Origin of the sequence: Tsuneonella dongtanensis, from assembly GCF_001698205.1 — a bacterium.
GTDB lineage: Bacteria > Pseudomonadota > Alphaproteobacteria > Sphingomonadales > Sphingomonadaceae > Tsuneonella > Tsuneonella dongtanensis.
Map to the genome: position 1 here is coordinate 1,675,977 of NZ_CP016591.1, position 23,559 is coordinate 1,699,535.

Here is a 23,559-nt window from a genome sequence, read left to right on the forward strand (position 1 = left end):
GTGAATTCACGGGTGCATTGTTCGCGCCTCTGGATCTGCGAGCGCGGCATCGGCCAGCAGCGCGAGCCGCGCCTCGTGGTCTTCGCGCGTGATCGGGAAACGGCGGATGACGAGCGCCACCACGATCGCCAGCACGGCGATGCAAACGACATAGGCCAGGGTAAGGTGGGCAATCACCGAAGGCGCCACATCTCCGGGACTGGCGTTGGTTGGCATGCCCGAAAGGCTGAGCAGGAAGCCGGTTACGAATATCCCGACACCCGTCGAACACTTGGCCGCGAAGAACGCCCCGGCAGCAAAGGTGCCTTCCGATCGGCGTCCCGTTTGCTCCTCCGACGCTTCGACGACATCGGCGAGCATCGACCAGAGCGACATCGTCATCACCACGCTGAACATGTTGGAAATGAAAGTGGAGGCGAACATCATGGTGAGCGATGCGGTCGACCCGTCCGGCCACCACAGGCCCAGGTAGCGCAAGGTCAGCGGCAGCGCCCAGAATACCATCCCTACGATCGCGCCCCCGATCGCCACTTCGCGCTTTCCGAAACGCCGGTGAAGCGGGGTGACCAGCAGGAAGCTGCCGACGACGCTGGCGAACAGCATCAGCGGATAAAGCTGGAGCGCCACGGGGGGGAAGCGCCAGACGAAGATGTAAAGGTAGTTCGACAGCGAAAAGGTGATCCCCTGGCTGGTTATCGCCGCGATGAGCGCAAACATCAGGACCAGGAACGCAGGGTGGCCCAGGCTCTCGCGGATGTCCGACACCGCGCCACCGATCCCCTTCAGTTCGTCTGCCGGGCGCGGAGGCGGGCGATGCGCGACCCATTTGTGCTGGCCGATTGCCGACACGAGGACGGTGATCACCATGAGGGCGGCGCCTGCGATTCCGTAGAGCTGGTAACCGTCGCGCGCGAGCATCGCATTCGGCAGGAAGACGCCATAGGCCAGCAACAGCATCAGCAGACCGCCGCCCCATGCAAACAGGAAACGCGTGCGCGTCAGCCGGGTCCGCTCGTCGTAATCGCGCGTGATTTCGGCGACGAGCGCGGCTGAGGGGACTTCGCAGAACGCGACCGCCGCGCGGACGGCGATTGCCGAGGCGAGCAGGACCGGGAAGCTCGCCGCGCCCACCGGAGACCACAGCAAGACCCACAAAAGGCCAAGCGGGATCGCTGCCAGGTACAGATACGGCAGGCGCCGACCCCAGCGCGTATCGGTGCGATCGCTGATGTGACCGACAACCGGGTCGATGAGCCCGTCGAATACCAGCGCGATCAGCAAAGCCAGGCTGACGAGCCGGGCATCCATCCCAAGGACCTGGTTGTAGAAAAGAAGGAGGAACGTGGAAAATCCGTTGTCCTTGATTCCGTAAGCGACGCTGCCGAGGCCGTTGGCGAAGACGAGGCGGCCCGGAACTCGACCCGCGACCTGATGCGTCGGCGCGGCCGCCACGGCGGTCACGAGGGCGACCCGGCCCTGGCCTGCTCTTCCAGAGCCATAAGCGCGGCAAGGGGGCTTGGCGCTTCGGGATCCCAGCTCGGTCGCTGCCCGATGGTCAGGCCCCCGTCGACCAAGAGGCCGGTGCCATTCACGAAGCTGGCGGCTTCGCTGGCGAGATAAGCGCAGGCCTCGGCGATATCGCGCGGTTGCCCGCCGCGCCTGACCGGCTGCGCGTTTGCGCTCGCCTGCGCGATCATCGCCTTTGCGATAGCCTTCGTATCGTCGGGAACTTCGAGAGAAGCGGTAAAGATGTTCGTGTTGATAAATCCCGGCAGGATCGCGTTCACGCGTATGCCGAACTGTGCAAGGTCTGCCGCGGCGACCTTGCTGAGATGAAGCACCCCGCACTTGGCGACCGCATAGGCCGTTGGCGAGTAACCCGACCCTGTCGCGGCCACGCTTGCCGTGTTCACGATCGCTGCACCCTGCCGCCCGATCATGTGGGGCACCGCATAGCGAATGCCGAACGCGACCGACCTCAGGAGGAGGTCCATCGTCCTGTCCCACTCGTCGGGCTCGATCTCGTGAATCTTCGCCCGCGCGCCTCCGGCCCCGGCATTGTTGAAGACCACGTCGATGCCGCCGGTTTCGGCAGCTGCTCGGTCCATCAAGGCCTTGATGTCATCGGTCGAGCAGACGTCGCACTGCTGGAAGCGAATGTCCCCTGCGCCTTCCGACACCAGCCGCTCGACGCCCGCGCCGTCGATGTCGGCGGCGAACACGACCGCACCCTCGCGGGCGAAAAGACGTGCTGTTTCCGCCCCGATACCCGAGGCCGCACCGGTCACGACCACGGTCTTGCCAGAGAATCGCATGGCCCCTCCCAGCTGATTTGTATGAGCGGTAGGGTAGGCGGATAGCGAGGTTCGTCAACGGGCCAAATGCTTCCGTTACGGCATCCTCGTAAAAGCGGTATGGCCGAAATCGGGTCTTGCCCCGACTCTGGAAACGGCTTTACGTGTGCGTCAACGAGAGGAGACCCGGACATGGCCGATCTTGAAGCCTTCCGCGCCGAAACCCGCGCGTGGCTCGAAGCGAATTGCCCACCCGAAATGCGCCAGCCGGTGCAGGACGAATCGGACGTCTACTGGGGCGGTCGTCGCGCGACCTTCAAGAATGACGCGCAGAAGGCATGGTTCGAAGCGTGTCGGGACAAGGGCTACACGGTTCCAGCGTGGCCGAAGGAGTATGGGGGCGCCGGGCTCTCGCCGGCGGAGGCCAAGGTTCTGCGCGAGGAGATGGCGCGCATTTCCGCTCGTCCCCCTCTTTCGAGCTTCGGCATCTGGATGCTTGGGCCGGCGCTGCTGCACTTCGGCACCGAAGGGCAGAAGAAGCACTTCCTGAACCAGATCGCCCGTGGCGAAATCCGCTGGTGCCAGGGCTATTCCGAACCTGGCTCGGGTTCTGACCTCGTGAGCTTGCAGACTTTCGGCGAGGACAAGGGCGATCACTGGATCGTGAACGGTCAGAAGATCTGGACCAGCTACGCCGACAAGGCCGACTGGATCTTCTGCCTCGTGCGCACCGACAAGGCGAACAAGTACCAGGGCATCACCTTCATGCTCTACGACATGGAAACGCCTGGGGTCACTACGAAGCCCATCCTGCTGATCAGCGGTAACTCGCCGTTCTGCGAGACATTCTTCGACGACGTGAAGGTGCCCAAGTCGTATGGCGAGGACATTCCCGCGCAGGTGGGTGAGGTCAATCGCGGCTGGGACGTCGCAAAGTACTTGCTCGGCCACGAGCGCGAGATGATCTCGGGGGCCGACGGCGGCGCGCGCACCAGCGCGATCGGCGCTGCGATGAAGCGCAGTGCGGGCGAACTCGACCCGCTCCTCCGCGCCGAGCTGGCGATGTTCGATGTCGACGCGCTCGCCTATGCCTGTATGGGCGAAAAATTCCTCGACGAGATCAAGGTCGGCAAGGCGCATCCGGCCCAGCCGAACATGATGAAGTACGCCGGGACCGAGCTGAACAAGCGTCGCCACGAATTGTTCATGGCCGCGGGCGGCTCGACCGCGCTCGAATGGGATAGCGAGGAGACTCGCGGCGGAGCGCGGGCGCGCGAGTGGCTGCGGACCAAGGCCAATTCGATCGAGGGCGGTACCAGCGAAGTCATGCTCGGCGTCGTCGCCAAGCGCATTCTCGAACTCCCGGGGGCCTGATCGATGCCACTCTATCACACCGAAGACCAGGCGATGCTCGCCGAAACCGCCGCGCAGTTCATGGGCGAGGAAGGCGCGATCGGGAAACAGTTGCGACACTGGCGCGACCGGGGCTGCAAGGACGGGTTCGGCCACGACCTGTGGAAGCAGATGGCCGAGATGGGCTTCACCGGCCTGCTGGTGCCCGAAGCGGACGGCGGGCTCGGCATGGGCCACGTCGAAGCCGGGATCGTGCTTGAGGAAATCGGCCGCAACCTCACTCCGTCGCCGTTCCTGACCAGCTCGGTCATGGCCGCGAGCGCGCTCGCCCACGCCAGCGCGGAAGGCAAGGGGCGTTGGCTCCCCGGGCTGATCGCGGGCGACAGCGTGTTCGCTGTTGCGATCGATGAAGGCGCCAAGCACCGGCCCGAGCGCATCGCCACCCGCGCCGAGAAGTCGGGCAACGGGTTTCGCCTGACGGGCAAGAAGGACTTCGTCGTCCACGGCGCCAGCGCCGACATGATCGTGGTCGCCGCACGCACCGCGGGAGCCGACGACGACGAGGACGGCGTCACGCTGTTCGCGGTGCCGAAGGATGCGGCGGGCCTCGGTCACAACTCGGTACGGCTGGTCGACAGCTCGATGGCCAGCCACGTCACGCTCGACGGGGTGGAACTGGACGGCGATGCGGTGATCGGCGAGGTCGACGGCGGGCGCACCGTGCTCAACAAAGTACTCGACGCGGGGCGCGTCGGCGCGGCTGCCGAGGGGATCGGCGTCGCGCGCGGATCGATGGACATGACCGTCGACTACCTCAAGCAGCGCAAGCAGTTCGGCAAGCTGATCGGCGAGTTCCAGGCGCTGCAGCACCGTGCCGCGCACCTCTATTCGGAAGTCGAGATCGCCCGCGCCGCGACGATCAAGGCGCAGCAACTGCTGGATGCCGGAAGCGAACAGGCGAGCCTCATGGCGTCGGTCGCCAAGGCCAAGGTCGGCAAGGCGGCAGGACTCGCGGTCAAGGAAGGCGTGCAGATGCACGGCGGCATCGGCATGACCGACGAGTACGACATCGGACTATACATGAAGCGCGACCGCGCGCTCGCCGAGTTCATGGGCGATGTGTACTACCACGCCGACCGCGTGGCGCGGCTGAGCGGCTACTGACCGGAGAAGATGCGATGACCCTCGAAGACATGTTCAGCCTCAAAGGCCGCGTCGCGCTGGTGACCGGCGGCAGCCGCGGGATCGGCAAGATGATCGTCGAGGGATTTCTCGCGGCGGGCATCGACAGGGTCTATATCTCGGCCCGCAAGATCAACGAGATCGAAGAGACCTGCACAGAGCTTGGCGACAAGGTCATCGGCATTCAGGGCGATATCTCGACGATGGCCGGGATCGACGCGCTGGTCGAAGAGATTTCCGCGCGCGAGTCGAGGCTCGACATCCTCGTCAACAATGCCGGCGCTGCGTGGGGTAACGATTATCTCGACTTCCCCGAGGCCGGTTGGGACAAGGTGATGGACCTGAACGTCAAATCACCGTTTTTCCTGACACAGAAGCTGCACAAGCTCCTGACCGCGGGCGCCAGCCAGGCTCATCCTTCCAAGGTCATCAACATCGCCTCGGTGGACGGTCTCCGGATCAATCCGTGGGAAACCTACAGCTACCAAGCGTCCAAGGCCGCGCTGATCCACCTGACGCGCCGGATGGCCGCGCGGCTGGTTAAGGACCACGTCTACGTCACCGCGATCGCGCCGGGCGCGTTTCCCTCAAGCATGAACAAGGTCGCCCGCGACCATGCCGATACCAGCAGCAAGGGCATTCCCAACAAGCGGGTCGGCGACAAGTACGACATGGGCGGAAGCGCGGTCTACCTGGCGAGCCGGGCCGGCGACTACACTATCGGCGAGACGCTCACCGTGGACGGCGGCATCGTCAACGCACACCTCCCGAGCCATTTTGCAGAACCGTCATAGTGGCGATGTGATTGCCATTGGCGTAATCGGCTACTAGCAAGGCGATAACGCGCACCGGAGCACCGAGGTCGGGAGTGCGAACATCGGGTCGCAGCAAGAAGCTGCTCGGGGGACTGGGGGGTTCCTGATGACCGATGCCGAGATCGCGGCCACCGCCGCGCCCGTCAAGAAATCCGATCGCATAGACTCGCTGGATATTCTGCGCGGGATCGCCGTGTTCGGCATCCTGCTGATGAACATATCGGCGTTCGGCCTGATCTGGCAGGCCTACGGAAACCCGTATGCCGCCGGCGGGACCGATCCGCTCAACCTGCGCCTTTTCGAGATCATGAATGTCGGCTTCGAGGGGACGATGCGGGGCATCTTCTCCCTGCTGTTCGGTGCTGGCATCGTGCTCATGACCGAACGGATGGAGAGCAGCGGCGCCGGGCTGACGACCGCGGAAATCCACTTCCGCCGGATGAGTTGGCTGATGCTGTTCGGCTTCGTCCACTGGGCGCTGCTGCTGTGGACCGGCGAAATCTTGTTCGCCTATTCGCTGTGCGGGTTCCTGCTGTTCGCCTTTCGCAAGATGGCGGCGAAATGGCAGTTCGCGATCGGGATCGCTGCGCTGGCAGTGGCAGCCGTGGTGCTCAACAGCGACTATCACGATACGGTCGAACTGTCCGAGACTGCAGAGCAGCTCGAGGCGGTGGTCGCCAGTGGCGGGACGCTCGATCCCGAGCAGCAGATGGCGCTCGACGAGTGGAACGAAATGGTGATGCACACCACTCCAACCGCGGAGAGCACCGCCATGTTCGAGGCGTGGCACTCTGGTTCATACCCCGAGGCTGTCGCGGGGCAGTGGGAGTTCAGCCGCGACTTCCAGTGGAACGACCTGCCGTTCTGGCTTTTCACGGACATGATGCCGTTCATGCTGATCGGCATGGCCCTGCTGAAATGGCGCGTGCTTTCGGCCGAGCGCGAAGCGAAGTTCTACGCGCTGATGATGGGGGTGGGCTACGCCATCGGAATCCCCCTCGGGATTTACGAACTCGGCATCCTGCAGGCGGGCGACTACGGCGCCGTGGCGTCGGCCGAGGCGTCGCGCACCTACGAGTTCAGCCGGCTCGCGATGGTTTTCGGCCATCTGGGACTGGTGCTGCTCGTGATCCGCCTTGGCGTGCTCCGCTGGCTGCAGCGCGGATTCGCGGCGGCGGGGCAGATGGCGCTGTCGAACTACATCGGCCAGACGCTGATCTGCACTGCGCTGTTCTACGGCTTCGGGTTCGGGCTCTACGGCCAGCTCGACCGGTCCCAGCTCTACCTTCTGGTGCTGACGATCGCGGCGGTCGAGATGACGATCAGCGTCATCTGGCTGAAGAATTTTCGCTTCGGCCCGCTCGAATGGGTCTGGCGTTCGCTGACCTACTGGAAGCCGCAGCCGATGCGGCTGTCCGGCGGCGGGAGCGGCCCGGTGCCGGGGCAGATGCTCGGCGCGACCTAGTCCATCGCGGGGGATTCGTCGGCCGACAGATCCCCGGCCATGCGGAAGCGGACGATCTGGCTGCAGCCGGTCGTTCCGTTGCCCTGCACGACCTTGGCCTGCCGCAGCATCATCTGCGCCTGCCGGCCGAAATCGGCGCTCGGCTGGCTTTCGACGACGCGGACGTTGTCGATCGCTCCCCACGGCGCGACGTCGTAGGTCAGCTTCGCCCAACCCTCGATCGAGCGCAGGCGGTAGTGCTCTGGATAGACGAGGCGCGGCTCGACCTGCCAGTTGCCCTTGCCGCCGCAAGCGCCCTCCGGCGATTCATCGCGCAGGGCGTCGGGAAGCTCGGGCGCATCGAGTGTGCCTGCGCGGCGGACGAAAGGTTGCAGGCATCCCTCGCGCGCGCCGCTGGCGAAGCGGTTGCCGGCGGCGGCTTCCAGAGCTGCGTCGTCCAACACCTTGGACCCGGTCCCCGCGGCGATCCGTGCGTTCGTCGCCGCGCCCGACTGGTCGAGGTCGAACGCCACCAGCGTCCATTGCTGCTGACCGGGCGTTTCGGGGACGCGGCGGGGATCGGGATATCGCCGCACGAGCGCCTGCGGACGCGGAGACTTGTTGCATTCGAATGAGGCGGCGATCCGGTCCCAGCCTTCCTTGGGTAGCCGCATCGGCCCCGGACGAACCGAGAACTCGAGCAGGTCCGCGATCGGCGCGACGGACAGGGGCGTCGCGTTCGGCGAATAGGTGACGAGGCACGTTTCGTGCGGCTGCCCCGCGGGAAAACGACTGGCCACGAGCGAAGGGCCCAGGTCCGTTCCGCCTACGGAGCCCTGTTGCCCTAATGGCGTCACTGACCGGACACGGCCCTGAGCATCGATCGCGAAGCTGAATGTGACATCGGCGATGCGCACAGCCGGACCTGCGAATGTCGAGTCCGGCCAGGTGCTTCGCAAGCCGGACATGTCCGGCCGTGCATCGCCGCAGCGCACCTCACCCGAAATCCAGCGCACGATCGTGCGCTGGGCGGGTGCGGTGACGATCGGCGAAGGAATGCTCGCCGCAGCCGTTGCCCCGATGGCGGATTGCGCCAGCAGAACCGAGAAGGATGCGAACAGACGTGTCATGAAGCGTGCTCCGTCTCTGCGTTACTCGCCGCCGTCCATCAGCTGCTGCATCAGATAGACCCACTGATAGGCCTGGATTTTCGCGCGCTGGGCGTTGTCGACGCCGCCCGAGTGGCCGCCGGTCATGTCCTCGAAATAATAGTACGGCTGGCCGTTCGCGCTCATCCGGGCGGCCGCCTTGCGGGCGTGGCTCGGATGGGTGCGGTCGTCGGCGGTGCTGGCCCAGTAGAACGGAGTGGGGAAATCCACGCCCTTCACCAGCTTCTGGTAGGGGGAGTAGGCCTCGATCCACTTGCGCTGTTCGGGAATGCGCGGATCGCCGTATTCGCCGATCCACGAAGCGCCGCGGCCGATGTAGGGCAGGCGCAGCATGTCGAAGAGGGGGATCTGCACGATCGCGGCGTTGAACAGGTCGGGCCGCTGCGTGAACGCGGTTCCGACCAGCAGGCCGCCCTGGCTGCCGCCCATGATGCCGAGGTGCTTCGGACTGGTCAGCCCCCGCTGCACGATGTCCTCGCCGATGGCGATGAAATCGTCCCAGGTGCGCTGCTTGTTCTCGCGCATCGCGGTCTGGTGCCAGAGCGGGCCGAACTCGCCGCCGCCGCGCATGTTGCCCAGCACATAGGCGCCGCCCTTTTCAAGCCAGAGCTTGCCGATCGTGCCCGAATATCCGGGAAGTTCGGACGACTGGAAGCCACCGTAGCCGTAGAGCAGGGTCGGCGTCTTGCCGTCGAGCTTCACACCCTCCTTCGCGACGACGAAGTAGGGAATCCTGGTTCCGTCCTTGCTGGTCGCCTCGTGCTGGCTGATCGCAAGGCCGCTCGCGTCGAAGCGCTCGGGACTCGTCTTGATGACCGCCGGGGCGGCGCTGCCGTCCGAATACCAGAGCTGCGAGGGCGTGAGGAAATCGGTCGAGGAGAACATGATCTCGCCGGTCTCGTTCGAGGCCGCGGCAATCCCGACGGTGGCATTCTGCGGGAGAGCGACCGGAGACGATGTCCACTTGCCGTCGGCGAAGTCGAACCGCAACACGCGTCCGCGCACGTTGTCGAGCAGACTGACGTACAGCGCGTCGCGGGTGATCGCGCTGCCGCGCGCCGTCTGCTTCGGGCCGGGCGCCCAGACGAGCGACTTCGCAGCGCCGTTGGGGTCCGCCAGGAATTCCGCCAGGTCGGCAGAGAGGATCGTGTCCGGAGCATAGGTGGTGCTGCCGATCGTCCAGGGCTCGTCGGTGCTGAAGATGATGCGGCCGTCGACAATGCCGCCGAAGCCCGCCTTCTTCGGCATGTCGAGCTTGAGCCAGTCGCCGCCGTGCCAGATGTAATTCTCGCGTTCGAAGAACGATACCCCGCGCCGGGCGGCGCGCGCGTGGATCTTGCCGGTCGCATCGCGCACGAGATAGGCGCTAGAGGACACGTCCTTGGCGTCGCCGCGGAAGATCTCCGGCGCATCTTCGATCGGCGTGCCGCGCTTCCATTCGCGGGTGGTGAAGGGATACAGGCTCTCGGTCACGGTGCCGTTGCCGAAGTCGCGGCTGACGAGGAGGGTATCCTCGTCGACCCACTGCACGCTGCCCTGGCTTTCGGGCAGGTAGAACCCGTCCTTCACGAAGCTGCGGGTGGTCACGTCGAATTCGCGCAGTTCGGTGGCGTCCTTGCCGCCGTCCGACAGCGCGACCATGCATTTCGTGCCAGCGGGCGGCAGGCAGCTCATGCCCTTGTAGACCCACTCGCGGCCCTCGGCCTTGGCGAGCGCATCGATGTCGAGGATCGTTTCCCACACCGGATTGTCGGTGCGGTAGCTGTCGAGCGTGGTCACCCGGACGAGGCCGCGCGGGTTCGTGGCGTCCTGCCAGTAATTGACCATGCCGTAGCTGGCGAAGCCGACGCCGGGGATGCGGTCCTTGGCGTCGAGGATGGCAAGCGCGTCTGCCTGCAGTTGCGCGAACCGCGGGTCCTCGCCCAGGGTCTGTGCGACCCTCTCGTTCTGGGCGCGGACCCAGGCGAGCGCTTCCTCGCTACGGGTTTCCTCGAGCCACAGGAACGGGTCATCGCTGGCCGCTTCGGTCGGGTCGACGGTTTCGGCGGGGTTGTTGGTCTGCGCGTTGGCGGCGGCGGAAAAGGTCATGGCAACCGCGATGGCGGTTGCGGAAACGAGTTTCAACGGGGATCTCCCTGCGACTGGAAGCGGCACCCTAGCGGCGCGTCCGCGAGAGGCAACCGTCGTTCGTCGATCGGCCCTGTCACACCGAAACGGGTATTCGCGAAAACTCGCCGGTCCTCCTCCCGCTCGTCCCGGTCGATGCTCGCGCACACCGCATCGTGCCGCCGCAAGGCGCGCAAGAGCGTTGTATTATCGGCCTTTCTCGCGATACCGACGACTTGCCCCATGTGCAGCACCGGCTTGACGCGGCCGATCTCCACGCGGTGCCGGAGCGTTGGATTCGTGACCTTGCGGTAATCGATCGGGGGCGGGGTGGGCCGCCCGGTGCCCGGGTGGGTCAGCACCCGGTCCCATTCGTAGGCGAAGCCTTCGGCTCCGTCACGCGCGCGCAGTCGATACGCCGACTTCGGCGACATTCCGACGCCACGCGCCGCAGCAGTAACCGACCCCGTGAGGTAGAGATACGCCAGGAAATGGCACTGCCGCACGATGCTCCACCCGTCGCACCGGGCGCGAACCGGCACCGGATGGAAGAACCCCGGCTTGCGGCGGACACGATGGGCAGGCGAGTGCGACATCCACGAGGGTAGGGCACAACGCGTGGGGTGTAGGAAAGCGGTTTTCGGCGGCTATTGGGGTGGAAAGCTGCCATTCTTGTTAGGTAGAGAACTGCACCTCTGCCTCACTCGCCAGTCCATCTGCCAAGCTTAGCAGGGCAGCCGCAAATGGGGCCAAGTCGCTATACGCTCCGAGGAAACGAAGCGTGGCTTGGCATTCGAGAGTTTGTTCAGACGCACCCCAAACCTCATTCGCTAAGCGAACGGTGAAACGTAACCTGCCAAGTGCGTCGTATGGGGCAACATCAATCCCGAGGTGCACTTCCGTGAGACCGGCAGCATCCGCCCCGTCTGTCCAGAAACCGCCAGCCAGCGAAGGCGGATTATTAGCATCGAGGGGGTAAGCGGCAAGTGCTTGCGCGAAAGCCCGGATGTCATCTCTGTTAAACCAAGCGCTGCCCCGACCCGAATAGTGGTCGTGCGAGCACGTCGCGATTAGCTCACCGTGCCATTTGTCTTCAGGTGCAAAGCGCAGATGGAGCAAAGTCATGAGGCAAGCTTACGGTCTCACGCCATGTCCGCAATGGGGTCGTTTACTGACAAGCGGCTTTCGGGTTGCGAAGCGCGAAACCAGCCTGTCGGCTTCTGGCTTGCGCCGGACTCGGTGCGAACGTCTGATGAGAGGGTGGAAGGCCGACATTAGTCAGTGGCCAGGCCCCCGCCGCCCAGCGCGATCACAGTAAGGCCGTTCTGGCCTCCGATCACGGCTTGCCAACCTTCGTAACCGGACGAGTTATTGAAGAAGTCGAGACGGGCACCGCCGTCAAAGACCACGCGCAAATCGGCTGTGCCTGCATCAACTTCAACGCCCACAACCTTTTGGCTGTTGAGCAACTCGTTGCTGCGGGCCTGTCCGTCCACCGGCTGGCCGAGGCCAAACCATTGACCATCATCTTCGTGGCCGTGTGCAATAATACCATCGGCGGTTACAACGCGCCAAGGGACCGAGGCAGCGATGCTGTTACCTTCGCCGAAGTCAAAGACCCAATCAGCTTCTCGGCGCGCGACGCGGCACTCCCGGTCTCGAAGGGCAGCGGCAAGCGTTACAGCAGGTGTTTGCATCCCTCGAACATCCCACGCGTCCCCAATGTCCGCAATGGGAGTCGTTAGCGGACAGTCCGCTTTCCCGCCCAGTAGCAGCCCTAACTCCCCATCAGCTCCCGCACGAACGGGATCAGTCCGGTCTGCCGCGTGCGTTCCATGCGTTCGGCGTGGAGGATTTCCTGCACCTTGCGGAAGCACGCTTCGACATCGTCGTTGATCACGACGTACTCGTACTCGGCCCAGTGGCTGATTTCGCCGCGGGCGCGGTCCATGCGGCTCTCGATGACGTCGGCGCTGTCCTGCGCGCGCGCTTCGAGCCGGCGGCGGAGTTCGGGAAGGCTGGGGGGCAGGATGAACACGCTGACCACGTCCTGCCGGTCTTTCTGGTAGAGCTGCTGGGTGCCCTGCCAGTCGATGTCGAACAGAAAGTCCTGCCCCTGCTTCAGCGCTTCGCGGATATGCCCCTTGGGTGTGCCGTAGCGGTGGCCGAAGACGTGCGCCCATTCGTAGAAATCGTCCTCCTCGACCATGCGGTCGAAGTCGGCGTCGCTCACGAAGTGGTAGTGGACACCGTCGATCTCACCCGGGCGGGGGCTGCGGGTGGTGCAGCTGACCGAAAGCTTGATGCTGTCGTCGGCGTCGAGCAGCATCCGGCTGATCGTGGTCTTGCCCGCACCGGACGGCGAGGACAAAACGAACATGAGCCCGCGACGCTTCAGGGCTTGCGATTGGGTATCGGCCATGCGCGCTCTTGCGCAGGGTGGCGGGCTCGAATCAACCCTTCCGGAAGGTTCAATCCTCCGCCATCTTCCTCAGCGTCTTGTCGCCCGACCGCTTTGCCGTGCGTTTGGACTGCCCGCGGTCGTAGAGCGTCTTAGCGACGAGTCCGCCGCCGACCAGCAGCGCGCCGGGCAGCGAGCGGGTGGCGAGCCGGGCGATGAGCGAGCTCACCAGCGCTTGCCCGATGCTGCGGTTCTCGATGATCGCCTTGGCCCCGCTACCGCCATAGCGGCCGCGCAGCAGTCCCTTTTCCATCGTATGGCGCACCACGCGGCCCGCCGCGCGCATTGCGATGTCGTGGATGATGAGGTTGGTGGCCGGGTTCTCGCTGGGGCCGGGCACATCGGTCTCGGCGTCGGTCGTCGCGGCGAGCGCCTTGCTCACGCCCTTCGCGCCGACGTCGGTCACCGCGCCGGAGCCTTCGCCGCTATTTTTCTTTAACGTTTTCGTGGACTTGCGCGCCATGCCGCTCCCCTGTGGCGCGGCGCCAATGGCCGCGCGGCTACTTCTTGCGGCCAAAATCGACCGTGACGACGTTGGAACCGTCGTCGCTTTCGGAAACGGCCGGGTGGGGCCCGCGTTCCGAACCGTCGTTTTCGGCTTCCTCGTGCGTTTCGGGTGCCATGTCGGCGACGGTCGCCTGGAACTGCAGCCCAAAGTCGACCGCCGGGTCCACGAACGCGGTGATTGCGCCGAACGGAATGTCGAGCTTGGCAGGCACCTGGTTGAAGGTGAGGCTGACGGTGAAGCCTTCCTCGTCCACCGCAAGGTCCCAGAATTTGTTCTGGAGCACGATCGTCATCTCGTCCGAGAATCGCTCGCGCAGGTGCTTGGGGATGTCGACCCCCGGCGCGCCGGTCTTGAAGGTGATGTAGAAATGATGGTTGCCTGGCAGCGTGCCGCCCGCGGCCTCGACCTCTCCCAGCACCCGGCCGACGACCGCGCGCAGCGCCTCCTGCACGATCTCGTCGTAGGGGATCAGGCTGTCGGGTGTCTCGTCGGTCATCGCCCGCGACGATTGGCGGTGCGGCGCGATGCGGTCAAGCCGCAAAAGCCCGATGCGCCGGCTCCCAAGCGCGGATTGCTTGCGCCCGCGCTGCTGCTGCGTATAGGCCGCAGCCCATGCGAACCGGACGGATCGAGCGCAACACGAGCGAGACGAAGATTCTCGTCGAGGTCAATCTCGACGGGACCGGCACGTACTCGGTCGAGACGGGGATCGGCTTCCTCGATCACATGGTCGAGCAGTTCAGCCGCCACTCGCTTATCGATGTGACGATGAAGGTCGACGGCGACCTTCATGTCGACCAGCACCACACGACCGAAGACAGCGCGATCGCGCTCGGTCAGGCGCTGCTCCAGGCGCTCGGCGACAAGGGCGGGATCGGCCGGTACGGGCAGGCCTTCTCCCCGATGGACGAGACGCTGAGCCGGGTCGCGCTCGATATTTCGGGCCGGCCCTACCTCGTCTGGCGAGCCGGATTCAGCCAGGAAAAGCTCGGCGAGTGGGATACCGAGCTGATCGAGCACTGGTTCCACTCGGTCAGCCAGGCCTGCGGCATCACGCTCCACTGCGAGCTGATCTACGGCACCAACAACCACCACATCTGCGAATCGCTCTACAAGGGTTTTGCCCGCGCGATGCGGCAGGCGGTCGAGTTGGACCCCCGCAAGGGCGGGGCGGTGCCCAGCACCAAGGGGCAGCTCGGTGGTTAGCGCAGCAACGGGCGCATCGCGCCCGCAAGGCCGAACGGCCGCCCGCAGCGGGGGCAGCTTCGCTGCCCGTCTAGCGAGGACCGCGCCCGCGGAGGCGGGTGCGGGAAACTAGGATGTCCGAGGCGATAGCGCTCATCGATTACGGCGCGGGCAACCTTCACTCGGTCCACAACGCGCTGCAGGCTGCGGGCGCGGGCCATGTCCACGTCACCGCCGATCCCAAGATCGTGCGCGGCGCGCGCCGGATCGTCCTGCCGGGGGTGGGTTCCTTCAAGGCCTGTGCGCACGGGTTGAAGGCCATTCCAGGGCTGGTCGAGGCGCTCGAGGACCGGGTCCTGCACGTCGGCGTCCCTTTCCTCGGCATCTGTGTCGGGATGCAGCTGCTCGCCACGCGGGGCAAGGAGCACGGCGTGACCAAGGGGCTCGGCTGGATCGCGGGTGAAGTGCGCCCGATCGAGCGTACGGATCCGGCGATCAAGGTGCCGCACATGGGCTGGAACGACGTTCGCCCGATGCCCCATCATGACGGTGCCGAGCTGATCGAGGCGGGAGAAGCCTACTTCCTGCACTCCTATCACTTCGCGGTGGCCGAGGGGCGCGACGTCGCCGCGATGACCGACCACGGCGGCGGACTCGTCGCCGCGGTCGCGCGCGACAACATACTCGGCGTGCAGTTCCACCCGGAAAAGAGCCAGGCCTACGGCCTCGGCCTGCTCGCCCGCTTCCTGGAGTGGAACCCGTGATCGTCTTCCCCGCGATCGACCTGAAAGGCGGCGAGGTCGTCCGGCTGGCCGAAGGCGACATGGCCCGCGCCACCGTCTATGGCGACGACCCCGCAGCGCAGGCCATGCTTTTTGCCGAGGCCGGGGCCGAACACCTTCACGTGGTTGACCTCGACGGCTCGTTCGCGGGGCGCGCCGAAAACCGCACGGCGGTCGAGGCGATCGTCGCGGCCTTTCCCGGCTACGTCCAACTCGGCGGAGGCATCCGCAACCGCGAGGCGGTGGAGGGCTGGTTCGACCTCGGCGTGGCGCGGGTGGTCATGGGCTCGGCGGCTTTGAAGGACCCGCAGTTCGTGAAGGACATGGCCAAGGAGTTCGAGGGCGGCATCGTCGTCGCGGTCGACGCGAAGGACGGCATGGTCGCGACCGAGGGCTGGGCCGATGTCTCCGACGTGGCGGTGGTCGATCTCGCCCGCCGCTTCGAGGATGCCGGCGTTGCCAGCCTGCTGTTCACCGACATCGGCCGCGACGGACTCTTGAAGGGCGTCAACATCGACGCGACGCTCGACCTCGCGCGGCGAGTGGACATTCCGGTGATCGCCAGCGGCGGCGTGAAGGGCCTCGACGATATCCACGTCCTCTCGCTTCACGCCCGTGACGGGATCGAGGGCGTCATCACTGGCCGCGCGCTTTACGAAGGTCGGCTCGATCTCGCCGCAGCTATCGCAATGGCAAGCCGGGCATGACCGTCCGCATCCGCGTCATCCCCTGCCTCGACGTGCGCGACGGGCGCGTGGTCAAGGGCGTCAATTTCGTCGACCTCAAGGACGCCGGCGACCCGGTCGAGCAGGCACAGGCCTACGACCGGGCGGGGGCGGACGAACTCTGCTTCCTCGACATCTCGGCCAGCCACGAGGGGCGCGGGACGCTGCTCGACGTCGTGCGGCGCACGGCGGAGGTGTGCTTCATGCCGCTCACGGTCGGCGGCGGGGTGCGCTCGGTCGAGGATGCGCGTGCGCTACTGCTTGCCGGTGCGGACAAGGTGGCGGTGAACTCGGCGGCGGTCGCGCGGCCCGAGCTGGTCGGCGAGATCGCTGCAAAATTCGGCAGCCAGTGCGTGGTCGCCAGCGTCGACGCGCGGCGCAGCGGGGCGGGGTGGCAGATCTTCACCCACGGCGGGCGCAAGCCGACTCACCTCGACGCGGTCGAACATGCGGTCAGGCTCGCCGAGCTTGGCGCGGGCGAACTGCTCGTCACCTCGATGGACGGCGACGGAACCCAGGCCGGTTACGACCTCGCGCTCACCCGCGAGATCGCCGATGCGGTTTCCGTCCCGGTCATCGCCAGCGGCGGTGTGGGGACGCTCCAGCATCTCGTCGAAGGCGTAACCGAAGGCCACGCAAGCGCGGTGCTGGCCGCCAGCATCTTCCATTTCGGCACCCACACCATTGCCGAGGCGCACGACGCGCTGCGCGCCGCCGGATTGCCCGCGCGCGCCTGATCGTCCCGACGTGGGACGAGCGCGACTGCGACATTGGCAAACCCGTCCGCCTGGCCATGGGGGAGGGGTCATGCGCGATGCCTTCACGCTCTTTCTGCTCGTACTGCCCGCGCCCGCGATGGCGGCCAGCACGGCGGTGGCCGAACCATCCAACCTGATGCTGTTCGGTCTAGGCGTGCTCGGCGTAGTCGTCGGGCGCCAGACTTCGCGCCGCAAGCGCGACTGATGGCTTGACGGCGGCACCGCGCCGCCGCCATGCGGGCGTCATGGATACGCTTTCGCGCCTCGAACGGACGATCGCCGGCCGGCTGGCCGATGGAGACGCGCAGTCGAGCTACGTCGCGCAGCTCCATGCGCGCGGGGCGGCGGTGATTGCCCGCAAGCTGGGCGAGGAAGCGGTCGAAGCCGTTGTCGCCGCGCTGTCTGGGAGCCGCGAGGACCTGACCGCAGAGGCCGCGGACGTCCTGTTCCACCTTCTCGTCCTGCTGGCGGAAAAAGGTGTTCCGCTGTCCGACGTTCTCGCCGAGCTCGACCGTCGCGAGGGTACATCGGGCCTCGACGAGAAAGCCAGCCGGAGCTCCTGATGCCGATCGACCCGACCCAGCCTTATGACGACGCCAACATCTTCGCCCGCATTCTTCGCGGCGAGCTGCCGTCCAACAAGGTCTACGAGGACGATTGGGCCTTCGCGTTCCACGACATAGCCCCGCAGGCACCGGTCCACATTCTCGTGATCCCCAGGGGCGCCTACGTGAGCTGGGACGATTTCTCCGCCCAGGCGAGCGATCCCGAGATTGCCGGTCTCGCCCGCGCGATCGGGCACGTCGCGCGCGAGGCCGGCTTGGTCGAGACGGGTTACCGGGTCCTCTACAACGTGGGGACCCACGGCGGGCAGGAAGTGCCGCACCTCCATGCGCACATCTTCGGGGGCCGCCCGCTGGGTCGCATGATCGGATGATATACCCCGATTAACGCAGGCGCGCTTGCCACGCGACTCTGCCATTCGCTAAGCGCCGCGACGCATGAGCGCGCAGCCAACATTGCCCGGGGGTGTCATCGACGGTCCTCGCCACCTGTTCGCGGTGCGCGCGTACTACGAGGACACCGACCTGTCGGGCATCGTATACCATGCGAACTACCTGCGCTGGTTCGAGCGCGCGCGCAGCGATCTCGTGCGGATGCTCGGGATCGACCAGCGGGCCGCAGTCGAGAGCGGCGAGGGCGCCTATGCCGTGGCGGACCTGCACATCAGGTACGCCCGTCCCGCCAGGCTCGACGACACCGTGGTGATCGAAAGCACCTGTTTGGAACTCGGCGCGGCCAGCGTGCGGATTCATCAGCGGGCAATGCGGGGCGATGAATTGATCGCCGAACAGACCGTGCGGGTCGGGTTCATCGATCCGAACGGTCGCCCGCGCCGCCAGCCCGCCGCATGGCGCGAAGCATTCAACAGTTTTTCCGAAGGACGCGAATGACCGACCTCCTGCTCCTCGCCGCCGCAACGCCTGAACTTCCGGGGCGGCTCAACCCCGTCCAGCTGTTCCTCGACGCCGATATCGTCGTGCAGGCGGTCATGATCGGGCTGTTGCTGGCGAGCGTATGGACCTGGATGATCATCGTCGGGTTCTCGATGCGCATGGCCTCGGTCCGCAAGCGCTGTGCCGAATACGAGGAGGCCTTCTGGGAAGCCGAAAGCTTCGAGGCGCTGATGACCCAGCGCGGCAAAAAGGACATCGCCAGCGCGCGGGTCGCTTCGGCGGCGATGCGCGAGTGGAAGCATTCGGTGAAGGGGGGCCGGGTGGCCGACCGCGACGGCCTGCGCCAGCGGCTCGCCGCGGCGATGGAAAGCCAGGTGGCGACCGAGGCGGACGACCTGTCGGGTCGGCTCAACTTCCTTGCCACGGTGGGCTCGGTCGCGCCCTTCGTAGGCCTGTTCGGCACGGTCTGGGGCATCATGAACAGCTTCTTCCAGATCGGCCAGCAGCAGAATTCCTCGCTCGCGGTGGTCGCGCCCGGCATCTCCGAGGCTCTTTTCGCCACCGCGATCGGGCTGTTCGCGGCGATCCCGGCGGTCATCGCCTACAACCGCTTCGGCCACGCCGTGAACGCGATCGAGGCGCGGCTGCAGCGCTTCGCCGACAGGTTCCATGCCAGTCTCAGCCGCGAGCTGGAGGGCATGTAATGGCGATGGGCCTGCAGGCATCGCGGCGCGGCAGGCGGCGCGGGCGCGCGCCGATGGCGGAAATCAACGTCACGCCGTTCGTCGACGTCATGCTCGTCCTGCTGATCATCTTCATGGTCACCGCGCCCCTGCTCACGGCCGGTGTCCCGGTCGAGCTGCCAGATAGCCGCGCGAACCCGATCGACCAGGATCCGCGGCAGGTAACCGTGTCGATCGACCGCGAAGGATACATCTTCATCGACAAGGAGCGGGTGCCGGTGGGCGGCTTCCCCGCCGCGCTGGCCGCGCTCGACAGCGGCGGCGAGAAACCGGTCGTTACCCTGCGCGCCGACAAGGCGCTCGACTATGGCCGGGTGATGGCGGTGATGGGCGAGCTCAACCGGGGCGGGTTCAATTCGATCTCGCTGGTCACCAACAGTTCAGTTTCGGCCCCATAGCGACGACTACAATGGTTTTCGCTAACCTCAGGCGGGAAGAGCGCATCGGCCTCGGCATCGCCGTGGTGCTGCACCTCGCGCTCGGCGCCGCGTTTCTCGTTCAGTCGTCGAAGCGCGAGGCCGTCCCTGCGATGGAGCGGATGACGGTCAACCTGGCGACCGACGTGGGCTTGTCCGCGACCGCGCCCGAACCCGTGCCCGAGAGCGCGGCCGCGATCGCCCCCACTCTGGCGGAAGAGCCTGCGCCCGTTGTCGAGCCGCTTCCCGCGCCTCCTCCCCCCAAGCCCTTGCCCCGGGCGACCCAGGCGCCCAAGCCGAAGCCCACCCAGGCCTCGAACGAACCGCGCCGCCGTCCCGACGCGCCGTCGACGCGCGAGCGTTCCACCCCCAAGCCGGCGGGCGGCAGCCGCATCGGCAGCGACTTCCTTCCCGGTGCGGGCGACAGCACGACGACGCGCGAGACCCGCGTACCCGCGAGCCAGATCGGCGCGAGTGCGAAGGCAAGCCTCCTCCAGGCGATCTCGAACGAGATCCGGCCGCGCTGGAAACCGCCGAGCGGACCCGAGGTCGACCAGATCACGACCTACCTGCGCTTTCGTTTGAACCCCGACGGCAGCCTTGCCGGCGCGCCGACCTTCGTGCGCCAGACCGGCGTGAACGACGTCAACCGGCCGCAGTCGGACAGGCACAGGGAACTGGCCATCCGCGCGGTGCAACTGGCTGCCCCGTTCGACTTGCCCGAAGAGTATTACGAGGCATGGAAGGTCGTCGGACCGCTCGGCTTCAACCTGGAACTGTGATCATGCTCAAGAAATTCGCCATCCTGTTCCTGCTCGCGACGCCCATACCGCTCGCCGCGCAGGACCTCGGCCAGAAGCCGCCCGAAACCGTCGCGGTCGAAACGACCGAGGAGGAGGGGCTGACCGGGATGATCACGTACCAGGGCAATCTCGACGACCTTGGTATCGCCATCCCCACTTTCGCGACCGACCGCAACGCGCCGACCCCGGCCAACACCAGCGGGACGGCCGCGCTCGGGCGTGCGATCGCCGACGTGGTCTACAACAACCTGCGCAACAACGGCCTGTTCAAGCCGACGGGGCCCGGCGCGCTCCCGGTGCCGAGCTATCCGGAGATCACCAGTCCCGCGTGGGGCACCTGGTCGAGCCGTGGCAGCGAGATGCTCGTGCACGGATATGTCCGCGCCGGCGCCGATGGGCGTCTCACGGTGGGCTGCTACCTTTACGACGTGGCGCTGAACAAGGAATTGGCCCGCGCCGGTTGGGTCGTTCCGCCGGTCGACTGGCGCCGCGCCGCGCACAAGTGCGCCGACCTCGTCTATTCGCGGCTTTCGGGCGAGAGCCCGTTCTTCGACAGCCGCATCGCCTACATCGCCGAAACCGGGCCCAAGGATAACCGCGTCAAGCGGCTGGCGATCATGGATTCCGACGGAGCGAACCACCGCTTCATCACCAACGGCCGCGCGACCGCGCTGACCCCGCGCTATTCGCCCGATTACCGTCGGCTGCTCTACCTCAGCTACGTCGACGGCAACCCGCGCATCTACGTTTACGACATCGGCACGGGTCGCCAGACGCTCGTCACGCAGAGCCGCAACCCGACCTTCGCCCCGCGGTGGTCGCCCGACGGACGCTGGGTGCTCTATTCGATGGCGGTGAACGGCAACACCGACATCTATCGCGTGTCCGCGAATGGCGGGGCGAGCACCCGCCTGACCGACGGCCCGGGCATCGACATCGGCGGCTCGTACTCTCCCGACGGCAGCCAGATCGTGTTCGAAAGCGACCGGTCCGGCGCGCAGCAGTGCTACGTGATGAATGCCGACGGTTCGAACCAGCGTCGGATCAGCTTCGGCGGCAGCCGCTGCGCAACCCCCGAGTGGAGCCCGCGCGGCGACCAGATCGCGTTCACCAACGCCTCCAGCTTCAACATCTCGGTCATGTCGCCCTCGGGCGGCGGAGTCCGGACGCTGACCAACGGCTGGCAGGACGAAGCACCGACCTGGGCGCCCAACGGACGGGTCATCCAGTTCTTCCGTACCGAGCGCAATTCGGGCCGCACCGCGCTCTACCAGGTCGACCTGACGGGCCGGAACGAGCGCCGCCTGTCGACGCCGGTCGACGCATCGGACCCCGCGTGGGGACCCATCCTGCCGTAAGTGCATTCGTTAATCGAGCGGGTCGCCCTGCTGCCAGAATACTACCAAGGAGTTGCCTGATGAACCGCCGTATCCTCGTCGCCGCGCTACTTGCAGGGACCGCCGCGCTTTCCGCGTGCAAGAAGGAACCCCCGGCTTCGCTCCCGCCCGAGCCCCAGGCCACCGCGACCAGTACTCCGGGCGACACCATGGCCGGCGTCGCGCAGCCGGGCACGCAGGCGCACTTCATGCAGGGCGTGAACGGCCAGAACGTGATCTACTTCGACACCGATCGCTACAACATCGATAGCGCCGACGCCGCTGCGCTGCAGACGCAGGCGCAGTATCTCGGCCAGTATCCCCAGGTGAACATCACCATCGAGGGGCACGCCGACGAGCGCGGAACGCGCGAATACAACCTCGCGCTCGGTGAGCGGCGGGCCAATGCGGCGAAGAATTACCTGACCGGGCTCGGCATCGCGGCGAGCCGGATCAGCGTGATCAGCTGGGGCAAGGAGCGCCCCGTCTCGCTGGGTTCGAACGAGACCGCTTGGGCGCAGAACCGCCGCGCGGTTTCGATCGTGGTCAACTAGTCGGAAGAAGCACGGGCAGGGCGGGGGCCGACGGCAGGTCGATCCCCGCGACCGCACCGATCGGCGACACGGCCTCGACGCTCGAGGCATCGAGAGTGGGCGCGCTCAACGCCAGCGCGGCCAGCGCCAGGGTGCTCGCGGCGGCGGACAGGAGAAGCTGGGGACTTGTCTTCGGCATCTTAGGTTTCACTTAAGGACTTTGATTCCGCAATGCAACATACGGTGGGCGGATTGGTTCCGGCGCTTCATTGCATTTCCCCGGATGGTGCCTAGGAAGGATCGATGGTCGGCGCACGCAGATCGATGGACTGGGGTTTCCCGCGCTGGCGCGGGTACGGCTCTGCACGCGAGGCGACCACGGTCCGCCTGTGCGACCGGCATGGCTGCGACGAGCCTGGAAACTGTCCCGCGCCCAAGAGCCCGAACAGTCCCGAACGCTGGCAATTCTGTCAGAAGCACGCGGCCGAATACAACTCGAAGTGGGACTATTTCGAAGGGCTGTCGAAGGAAGAGGCGGCCGAGCGGGCGGCGAATGAGAAGCGCGACAACGATGGCTTCGCGCAGGCTGGCCATTATGGCTGGGCCGGTAGTGGCGACGGAAGCCGCAGTGCCGACGAGATGCGTGCGCTGGAGGTGTTCGACCTATCCGCCGATGCCGACTTCGCGGCGGTCAAGAAGGCCTACCGCGAGCGGGCGAAGAAAGTGCATCCCGACGTGAAGCCCGGCGACGCGGAAGCGGCAGCCGAGTTCCAGAAAATTCAGGTCGCCTACGAAGTGCTGGTGCAGGCCGAGGCCCGGCGCGAGTGGAAGGGCTGAGGCCCTAACCGAACGCTAACCGCTTCGCGCTACACCCCCCGCAACACTGCTGCGGGGAGCCTTCGATGTTCGGACTGTTCAAGCGCAACCGGCCCACGCTCCTCCCGGATGAGCCGATCGAAATGAAGGTCTCGATCGAGATCGACCGTCCTGCGGACGAAGTCTACGCGCTGCTCGACTTCGCCGACGCGCGCCACCAGCTCCGCGCGCGCGGCAACGAAATCCGCGAGATTTCGAGCAATCCGCTCGAATACCGCCTGTGGTACGACCTCGCGCCCGACCTTAACTTCCTGTTCCGCGTGACCGAAGCGGTGCCGGGCCATTCGTATGCCTACGCCTGCTCGATTGTCCCGCCAGTCGGCCGCCGCCTGGGCAGCCACGAAGCCTACACGATCGAACCGACGGGCGAGGGGTCGTGCACGCTCACGTTCGTCAACACCATCACCCACCGCCCCGGCCTGACCGAAGAGGAACTGGGCGACGAGGTCGCCAAGTCATCGGTCGCCGCAGCGGACGCGCTCACGAAGCTGAAAATCCAGGCCGAATTCGGCGTCGAGGCGGTCGAGGGCTACGAGCGAGAATTGGGGCAGCGGTGAGCGGACGACGCTTCGA

29 protein-coding genes are annotated in these 23,559 nt (G+C 66.1%); 19 read left to right on the top strand and 10 right to left on the bottom strand.

Features of this window, described 5'->3' with window-relative positions:
- Nucleotides 1-6: 6 nt before the first annotated feature.
- Together A6F68_RS08175 and A6F68_RS08180 are read right to left on the bottom strand one after the other, a co-directional pair.
- A complete protein-coding gene (locus A6F68_RS08175) occupies nt 7-1,461 on the bottom strand; it encodes an MFS transporter (protein ID WP_232308098.1) in 1,455 nt (484 codons plus the stop codon).
- Nucleotides 1,458-2,315, bottom strand: coding sequence for an SDR family NAD(P)-dependent oxidoreductase (locus A6F68_RS08180; RefSeq protein ID WP_067678428.1), 858 nt, complete (start codon nt 2,313-2,315; stop codon nt 1,458-1,460). Before A6F68_RS08180 ends, A6F68_RS08175 begins: the two co-directional genes overlap by 4 nt.
- Before the next feature lie 171 nt (nt 2,316-2,486).
- Here A6F68_RS08180 and A6F68_RS08185 point away from each other — a divergent pair, with 171 nt between their 5' ends.
- The 4 genes from A6F68_RS08185 (at nt 2,487) to A6F68_RS08200 (ending at nt 7,109) form a co-directional block, all read left to right on the top strand.
- Nucleotides 2,487-3,668 carry an acyl-CoA dehydrogenase family protein gene (locus A6F68_RS08185; protein WP_067678431.1) on the top strand — a complete coding sequence of 394 codons (1,182 nt, stop codon included), beginning with the start codon at nt 2,487-2,489 and terminating at the stop codon, nt 3,666-3,668.
- 3 nt (nt 3,669-3,671) lie between these two features.
- Nucleotides 3,672-4,811 carry an acyl-CoA dehydrogenase family protein gene (locus tag A6F68_RS08190; RefSeq protein ID WP_067678433.1) on the top strand — a complete coding sequence of 380 codons (1,140 nt, stop codon included), beginning with the start codon at nt 3,672-3,674 and terminating at the stop codon, nt 4,809-4,811.
- 14 nt (nt 4,812-4,825) lie between these two features.
- A complete protein-coding gene (locus A6F68_RS08195) occupies nt 4,826-5,623 on the top strand; it encodes an SDR family oxidoreductase (protein WP_067678436.1) in 798 nt (265 codons plus the stop codon).
- A gap of 127 nt (nt 5,624-5,750) precedes the next feature.
- The gene (locus A6F68_RS08200) at nt 5,751-7,109 is read left to right on the top strand and encodes a DUF418 domain-containing protein (protein WP_067678439.1); all 1,359 of its coding nucleotides are present in this window, start codon (nt 5,751-5,753) and stop codon (nt 7,107-7,109) included.
- Here the strand turns inward: A6F68_RS08200 and A6F68_RS08205 are convergent.
- The 7 genes from A6F68_RS08205 to A6F68_RS08240 form a co-directional block, all read right to left on the bottom strand.
- Nucleotides 7,106-8,218: a TonB family protein gene (locus tag A6F68_RS08205; protein WP_067678444.1), complete on the bottom strand. Its 1,113-nt coding sequence runs from the start codon at nt 8,216-8,218 to the stop codon at nt 7,106-7,108. The two genes, A6F68_RS08200 and A6F68_RS08205, sit on opposite strands and share 4 nt — an antisense overlap.
- Before the next feature lie 21 nt (nt 8,219-8,239).
- On the bottom strand, nt 8,240-10,381 hold the full coding sequence (locus tag A6F68_RS08210; RefSeq protein WP_335673610.1) for a prolyl oligopeptidase family serine peptidase: 2,142 nt from the start codon (nt 10,379-10,381) through the stop codon (nt 8,240-8,242).
- Nucleotides 10,378-10,959, bottom strand: a complete 582-nt coding sequence (locus A6F68_RS08215; RefSeq protein ID WP_067678450.1) for a hypothetical protein — start codon at nt 10,957-10,959, stop codon at nt 10,378-10,380. The genes A6F68_RS08210 and A6F68_RS08215 overlap by 4 nt, the downstream gene beginning before the upstream one ends.
- A gap of 678 nt (nt 10,960-11,637) precedes the next feature.
- On the bottom strand, nt 11,638-12,060 hold the full coding sequence (locus A6F68_RS08225; protein WP_067678454.1) for a hypothetical protein: 423 nt from the start codon (nt 12,058-12,060) through the stop codon (nt 11,638-11,640).
- Between the two features lie 80 nt (nt 12,061-12,140).
- Nucleotides 12,141-12,785, bottom strand: coding sequence for a guanylate kinase (gene gmk / locus A6F68_RS08230; protein ID WP_084001759.1), 645 nt, complete (start codon nt 12,783-12,785; stop codon nt 12,141-12,143).
- A gap of 49 nt (nt 12,786-12,834) precedes the next feature.
- A complete protein-coding gene (locus tag A6F68_RS08235) occupies nt 12,835-13,230 on the bottom strand; it encodes a hypothetical protein (protein ID WP_157096690.1) in 396 nt (131 codons plus the stop codon).
- 94 nt (nt 13,231-13,324) lie between these two features.
- Entirely contained in the window at nt 13,325-13,828 is a 504-nt protein-coding gene (locus A6F68_RS08240; RefSeq protein WP_067678462.1) for an SspB family protein, read from the bottom strand.
- Nucleotides 13,829-13,944: 116 nt separating this feature from the next.
- On the opposite strand from A6F68_RS08240, the gene hisB reads away from it, so the two are divergent.
- The 13 genes from hisB to pal all read left to right on the top strand — a co-directional run bounded on the left by hisB (nt 13,945) and on the right by pal (nt 22,131).
- On the top strand, nt 13,945-14,538 hold the full coding sequence (gene hisB, locus A6F68_RS08245) for an imidazoleglycerol-phosphate dehydratase HisB (RefSeq protein WP_067678465.1): 594 nt from the start codon (nt 13,945-13,947) through the stop codon (nt 14,536-14,538).
- A 113-nt stretch (nt 14,539-14,651) separates the two neighbouring features.
- Nucleotides 14,652-15,281: an imidazole glycerol phosphate synthase subunit HisH gene (hisH, locus tag A6F68_RS08250; RefSeq protein ID WP_067678467.1), complete on the top strand. Its 630-nt coding sequence runs from the start codon at nt 14,652-14,654 to the stop codon at nt 15,279-15,281.
- Nucleotides 15,278-16,006 carry a 1-(5-phosphoribosyl)-5-[(5-phosphoribosylamino)methylideneamino]imidazole-4-carboxamide isomerase gene (hisA, locus tag A6F68_RS08255; RefSeq protein ID WP_067682318.1) on the top strand — a complete coding sequence of 243 codons (729 nt, stop codon included), beginning with the start codon at nt 15,278-15,280 and terminating at the stop codon, nt 16,004-16,006. The genes hisH and hisA overlap by 4 nt, the downstream gene beginning before the upstream one ends.
- On the top strand, nt 16,003-16,761 hold the full coding sequence (gene hisF / locus A6F68_RS08260) for an imidazole glycerol phosphate synthase subunit HisF (protein WP_067678470.1): 759 nt from the start codon (nt 16,003-16,005) through the stop codon (nt 16,759-16,761). The genes hisA and hisF overlap by 4 nt, the downstream gene beginning before the upstream one ends.
- A 70-nt stretch (nt 16,762-16,831) precedes the next feature.
- Nucleotides 16,832-16,987, top strand: coding sequence for a PEP-CTERM sorting domain-containing protein (locus tag A6F68_RS14710; protein ID WP_084001760.1), 156 nt, complete (start codon nt 16,832-16,834; stop codon nt 16,985-16,987).
- Nucleotides 16,988-17,027: 40 nt separating this feature from the next.
- On the top strand, nt 17,028-17,345 hold the full coding sequence (locus A6F68_RS08265) for a phosphoribosyl-ATP diphosphatase (protein WP_067678473.1): 318 nt from the start codon (nt 17,028-17,030) through the stop codon (nt 17,343-17,345).
- Nucleotides 17,345-17,719 (top strand): histidine triad nucleotide-binding protein, encoded by a 375-nt coding sequence (locus A6F68_RS08270; protein ID WP_067678476.1) that lies wholly within the window; start codon nt 17,345-17,347, stop codon nt 17,717-17,719. Before A6F68_RS08265 ends, A6F68_RS08270 begins: the two co-directional genes overlap by 1 nt.
- Before the next feature lie 64 nt (nt 17,720-17,783).
- A complete protein-coding gene (locus A6F68_RS08275) occupies nt 17,784-18,236 on the top strand; it encodes a YbgC/FadM family acyl-CoA thioesterase (RefSeq protein ID WP_067678478.1) in 453 nt (150 codons plus the stop codon).
- Nucleotides 18,233-18,943 (top strand): protein TolQ, encoded by a 711-nt coding sequence (gene tolQ / locus A6F68_RS08280; RefSeq protein WP_067678481.1) that lies wholly within the window; start codon nt 18,233-18,235, stop codon nt 18,941-18,943. The genes A6F68_RS08275 and tolQ overlap by 4 nt, the downstream gene beginning before the upstream one ends.
- Nucleotides 18,943-19,380: an ExbD/TolR family protein gene (locus A6F68_RS08285; RefSeq protein WP_067678484.1), complete on the top strand. Its 438-nt coding sequence runs from the start codon at nt 18,943-18,945 to the stop codon at nt 19,378-19,380. The genes tolQ and A6F68_RS08285 overlap by 1 nt, the downstream gene beginning before the upstream one ends.
- An 11-nt stretch (nt 19,381-19,391) precedes the next feature.
- Complete coding sequence (locus tag A6F68_RS08290) at nt 19,392-20,180, top strand: energy transducer TonB (protein ID WP_067678487.1); 789 nt, start codon at nt 19,392-19,394, stop codon at nt 20,178-20,180.
- Nucleotides 20,181-20,182: 2 nt separating this feature from the next.
- Complete coding sequence (gene tolB / locus A6F68_RS08295; RefSeq protein ID WP_067678497.1) at nt 20,183-21,559, top strand: Tol-Pal system beta propeller repeat protein TolB; 1,377 nt, start codon at nt 20,183-20,185, stop codon at nt 21,557-21,559.
- Between the two features lie 59 nt (nt 21,560-21,618).
- Nucleotides 21,619-22,131 (top strand): peptidoglycan-associated lipoprotein Pal, encoded by a 513-nt coding sequence (pal, locus tag A6F68_RS08300; RefSeq protein ID WP_067678501.1) that lies wholly within the window; start codon nt 21,619-21,621, stop codon nt 22,129-22,131.
- On the opposite strand, the gene A6F68_RS08305 is transcribed toward pal, so the two are convergent.
- Nucleotides 22,124-22,309 carry a hypothetical protein gene (locus A6F68_RS08305; protein ID WP_067678504.1) on the bottom strand — a complete coding sequence of 62 codons (186 nt, stop codon included), beginning with the start codon at nt 22,307-22,309 and terminating at the stop codon, nt 22,124-22,126. The genes pal and A6F68_RS08305 overlap by 8 nt on opposite strands.
- A gap of 104 nt (nt 22,310-22,413) precedes the next feature.
- Here A6F68_RS08305 and A6F68_RS08310 point away from each other — a divergent pair, with 104 nt between their 5' ends.
- The gene (locus A6F68_RS08310; RefSeq protein WP_067678507.1) at nt 22,414-22,947 is read left to right on the top strand and encodes a J domain-containing protein; all 534 of its coding nucleotides are present in this window, start codon (nt 22,414-22,416) and stop codon (nt 22,945-22,947) included.
- Nucleotides 22,948-23,012: 65 nt separating this feature from the next.
- A complete protein-coding gene (locus tag A6F68_RS08315; RefSeq protein ID WP_067678510.1) occupies nt 23,013-23,543 on the top strand; it encodes an SRPBCC family protein in 531 nt (176 codons plus the stop codon).
- Nucleotides 23,544-23,559 lie beyond the last annotated feature (16 nt).